The following is a 3,901-nucleotide window of genomic DNA, read 5'->3' as shown; positions in this document are numbered from 1 at the left end:
CCCCCCGCCCCCCCAGCCCCCCCCGCCGCGCCCGGCACCACCCCCCCCCCCACAACCCCCCGACCCCCCCCCAGCGCCGGCGCGGCGCCCCGAGCCCCCCCCCCCGCCGGCTTTGTGGGGCCCGGTGTGTGCCCGCGCCCCCCCCCGGGCACCAGAAAACACACCCCCGCCCCGCATCACAACCACCCCCCCCCCCCCCCCCCGCCCCCCCCCCCCCCCCCCCCCCCCCCCCCCCCGCCCCCCCGGCCCCGCGGGCGGCGCGGTGGTGCCGGGGCGGGGCCGCGTGCGTCGTGCGCGACGGCGGGCTGCCGATGATCGGCGGATTCCGGACACGGATGCCCCGGGCCGTTCCCGCCGTCGCCGGGTGGCCGTAGCCTCGACGGGTGAGCAGCACCGAACCCCGCGAATCGTCCGCCGCGCAGGCCGAGCAGGCCGCGCGCACGGCGGCCCCCGCGGGCGGACCGACCGCCCCCGCCGGCCCGCCGACCGGGCCGAAGCGGTGGTCGACGTGGGCCCAGTTCCTCGTGATGGGCCTCGTCTGGGGCGCGAGCTTCCTGTTCATGAAGCTCGCGCTCGCCGGGGTCAGCTTCGGTCAGATCGCCTGGTCGCGGGTGCTGCTCGGCGCCCTCACGCTCGGCGTGATCGTCGCGGTCACCCGGCCGCGCGTGCCGGGCGCCGACGGGCGGCCCGGGCCGGTGCTGCCGCGGGAGCCGATCGTCTGGCTGCACTTCCTCGTCGTCTCGTTCACGACCTGCGTCATCCCGTACCTCTGCTTCGCCTGGGCCGAGCAGTACGTCTCCTCGAGCCTCGCCTCGATCTACAACGCGACCACGCCGATCATGACCGCGCTGATGGCGACGCTCGCGTTCCGGGTCGAGCGGCTCGGGCTGAGCCGCTGGGTCGGCGTCGCGATCGGCATCGTCGGCGTCGTCGTGGTGATCGGGCCCTGGCAGTACCACGCGCTCACCGGCAGCCTCGCGGGCCAGCTCGCCTGCCTCCTCGCGACCGCCTGCTACGGCTTCACCTTCGGGTACCAGCGCAAGTTCCTGAGCCAGCGGCCGATCGCGCCGGCGACCTTCGCGTTCCTCTCCATCGGGGTGTCGGCGCTCGTCATGCTGGCGCTCACCCCGTGGCTCGCGATCGGGCCGGTGCGGATCGACTGGACGGTCGGCGGCTCGCTGCTGGCGCTCGGCATCCTCGGCACGGGCTTCGCGTACATCTGGAACATCAATGTGCTGCGCGCGTGGGGGCCGACCGGCACCTCGACGGTGACGTACGTCACGCCGGTGGTCGGCGTCGCGCTCGGCGTGGCCCTGCTCGGCGAGCGCTTCAGCTGGCACGAGCCGATCGGCGCGCTGCTCGTGCTGCTCGGCATCCTGCTCGCCCAGGGTCGGGTGCGCCTGCCGCGTCGCGCTCCGGCGGGGGCCGCCGGGGCGTAGCGCCGGGCCCGGCGGCGGGCGGATGGCGCGATCGCGCACGGATCTCGATCCGGCGCTTGACACGAGCCCGCGCACATGATTGGTTAGTTACACAAGTAATGAACCAACCAGGTTTGTTTCCGGGCACGAGAAGCAGGAAGGCCGGAATGGACGAATCCCGCCCGATCTTCCTCCAGATCGCGGAGCAGATCGAGAACGACATCATCGACGGGGTCATCGCCGAAGGCGCGCAGATCCCCTCGACGAACGAGTTCGCCGCGTACTACCGGATCAATCCGGCCACCGCACTGAAAGGGGTGACCCGCCTTGTCGACGACGGCATCGTGGTCAAACGAAGGGGCATCGGCATGTTCGTGACCGAGGGCGCCCGTGACCGGCTCGTCGAGCGACGGCGGGCCGACTTCGCGGCGGAGTACCTCCGCCCGCTCATCCTCGAGGCCGAGAAGCTCGGCATCACCATCGACGACCTCGCGGCACTCATCCGCGCGGAAAGGATCGCATCATGACCAGCACCGTGGTCCGCGCCAGCGGTCTCACCAAGCGCTACGGCTCCTTCGCGGCGGTCGACCGAGTCGACTTCTCGCTGGAGGAGAACCGCATCTACGGCCTCCTCGGCCGCAACGGCGCCGGCAAGACGACGCTCATGCAGCTCCTCACCGGGCAGCTCTTCCCGAACGAGGGCGAGCTCGAGGTGTTCGGCCGCACCCCTGCCGAGCACGCCGACGTGCTGCGCCGGCTCTGCTTCATCGCCGAGTCGCAGCGCTACCCCGAGGACTTCACGCCGAAGCACGTCTTCACCTCGGCCCCGTGGTTCTTCGAGAACTGGGACGCGGAGTTCGCCGAGCGGCTGATCGCCGACTTCCGCCTCCCGGTGAAGCGGCGCATCAAGAAGCTCTCCCGCGGTCAGCTCTCGGCCGTCGGCGTCATCGTCGGCCTCGCGAGCCGCGCCCCGCTCACCTTCTTCGACGAGCCGTACCTCGGCCTCGACGCGGTCGCGCGGCACATCTTCTACGACCGCCTGCTCGAGGACTACGCCGAGCACCCGCGCACGATCGTGCTCTCGACCCACCTGATCGACGAGGTCGCGAACCTCCTCGAGCACGTCATCCTGATCGACCAGGGCCGCATCCTGCTCGACCGCGACGCCGAGGAGGTGCGCGGTCAGGCGACGACGATCGCCGGCGCCCGCTCCGTCGTCGAGGAGTTCGTGCAGGGCCGCCCGATCATCGGCCGCGAGGGGATCGGCGGACTCGCCTCGGTCACCGTCGACGGCCGCCTCGACCGCGACGAGCGCATCCGGGCCGCCGAGCTCGGCCTCGAGCTCGCCCCGGTGTCGCTCCAGCAGCTCATCGTCCACCTCACCGGCGCCGACCTCGCCGGTACGACCGAGAAGGAGGCCGCAGCATGACCGCCGTCGCCACCGCCACCGCCGAACGCGAGCTCGGGGCATCCCGACTCCGCTTCGGGGAGATCTGGCGCGTCGTGCGCCTGCTCGCCGTGAACCCCACGATCTTCTTCGGCGTGCCGTGGATGATCCTCGGCGGCGCCTGGGCCGTCACCATGGTCCTCGCGCTCATCATGACCGGCGCCGGCGCACCGATGGACGAGGCCCGCGAGGGCTTCCGCTACAGCTGGGCCGTGCTCTCGCCGCAGTGGTACCTCGTCGTCGTCGGGGTGCAGGCCGTCGCGTACACCTTCTCGTTCGCCCTCGGCTTCGGTTCGACCAGGCGCGACTTCTGGCTCGGCATGAGCGTGATGTTCGTGCTCGTCTCCGCCGAGATGGCCGTCGCGATCGCGACGCTCGTGCAGCTCGAGCAGCTGACGAACGGCTGGTGGATCGGCGCCGGCATGTTCGACGCCCTCTGGTACGGGCAGCTCGGCTGGGGCTTCGACTTCTTCTCGACCTTCGTGCTGCAGCTCCTCGTGCTCTTCATCGGCGCGAGTGCGACGACGATCTACATGCGCTGGCGGGTGCGCGGCATGATGGTGCTGCTGTTCAGCACCGTCGCGCTCGTGTTGATCCTGATCGCCACGCTGACCTTCACCGAGTCGTGGCCGGCCGTGTGGACGTGGCTCGTAGGGCTGACCCCGATCGGGCTGACCCTGCTCGGACTCGCCGCTGCCGCGGTGGCGGCGATCGCCGGCTTCCTCGTGATCCGCCGGGCCACCCCGCGCTGATCGCCGGGCGCCGGATGGGGCCGGCGTCCGCTCCGCGGGGGGGGCGGTGGGGGTGGGGGGGCGCGGGGCGGCCCCCCACCCCACTCGCCCCCCCCCGCCCGCACAGTCGGCCCCCGGCGGGTGTTGGGGGGGCTCCCAACAGGGGGGGGGCGGGGGGTGGACTCCGCCCCTTCGCGGCCCCCCCCGCCAATATCCCCCCCCCCACCCCCCCCCCCCCCCCCCCCGCCCCGGCCCACAAAAATAATTAAAAAATCAAATAAAAACACACAAAACAAAAAAAAAAA

4 protein-coding genes are annotated in these 3,901 nt (G+C 72.0%); all 4 read left to right on the top strand.

All coding sequences use genetic code 11. From position 1 onward, the window contains the following. The first annotated feature begins 383 nt into the window (after positions 1-383). Positions 384-1,439 carry a DMT family transporter gene (locus ROT00_RS18310; RefSeq protein WP_404776469.1) on the top strand — a complete coding sequence of 352 codons (1,056 nt, stop codon included), beginning with the start codon at positions 384-386 and terminating at the stop codon, positions 1,437-1,439. A gap of 146 nt (positions 1,440-1,585) precedes the next feature. Further along, the gene (locus ROT00_RS18305; protein WP_404776468.1) at positions 1,586-1,945 is read left to right on the top strand and encodes a GntR family transcriptional regulator; all 360 of its coding nucleotides are present in this window, start codon (positions 1,586-1,588) and stop codon (positions 1,943-1,945) included. After that, positions 1,942-2,847 carry an ABC transporter ATP-binding protein gene (locus tag ROT00_RS18300; protein ID WP_404776467.1) on the top strand — a complete coding sequence of 302 codons (906 nt, stop codon included), beginning with the start codon at positions 1,942-1,944 and terminating at the stop codon, positions 2,845-2,847. Before ROT00_RS18305 ends, ROT00_RS18300 begins: the two co-directional genes overlap by 4 nt. Beyond that, complete coding sequence (locus tag ROT00_RS18295) at positions 2,844-3,617, top strand: hypothetical protein (protein ID WP_404776466.1); 774 nt, start codon at positions 2,844-2,846, stop codon at positions 3,615-3,617. Before ROT00_RS18300 ends, ROT00_RS18295 begins: the two co-directional genes overlap by 4 nt. The last annotated feature ends 284 nt before the right edge of the window (positions 3,618-3,901 follow it).

The organism is Agromyces mediolanus (genome assembly GCF_044917495.1).
Classification (GTDB): Bacteria; Actinomycetota; Actinomycetes; order Actinomycetales; family Microbacteriaceae; genus Agromyces; species Agromyces mediolanus_B.
The sequence above is the reverse complement of the archived record's forward strand: the minus strand, read 5'-3'. Positions and strand labels throughout refer to the sequence as shown.

What these genes read in the sequence shown, in the direction of transcription:
- ROT00_RS18305 (WP_404776468.1), top strand. Translation starts at nt 1,586, where the DNA reads ATGGACGAATCCCGCCCGATCTTCCTCCAGATCGCGGAGCAGATCGAG.
- ROT00_RS18300 (WP_404776467.1), top strand. Translation starts at nt 1,942, where the DNA reads ATGACCAGCACCGTGGTCCGCGCCAGCGGTCTCACCAAGCGCTACGGC.
- ROT00_RS18295 (WP_404776466.1), top strand. Translation starts at nt 2,844, where the DNA reads ATGACCGCCGTCGCCACCGCCACCGCCGAACGCGAGCTCGGGGCATCC.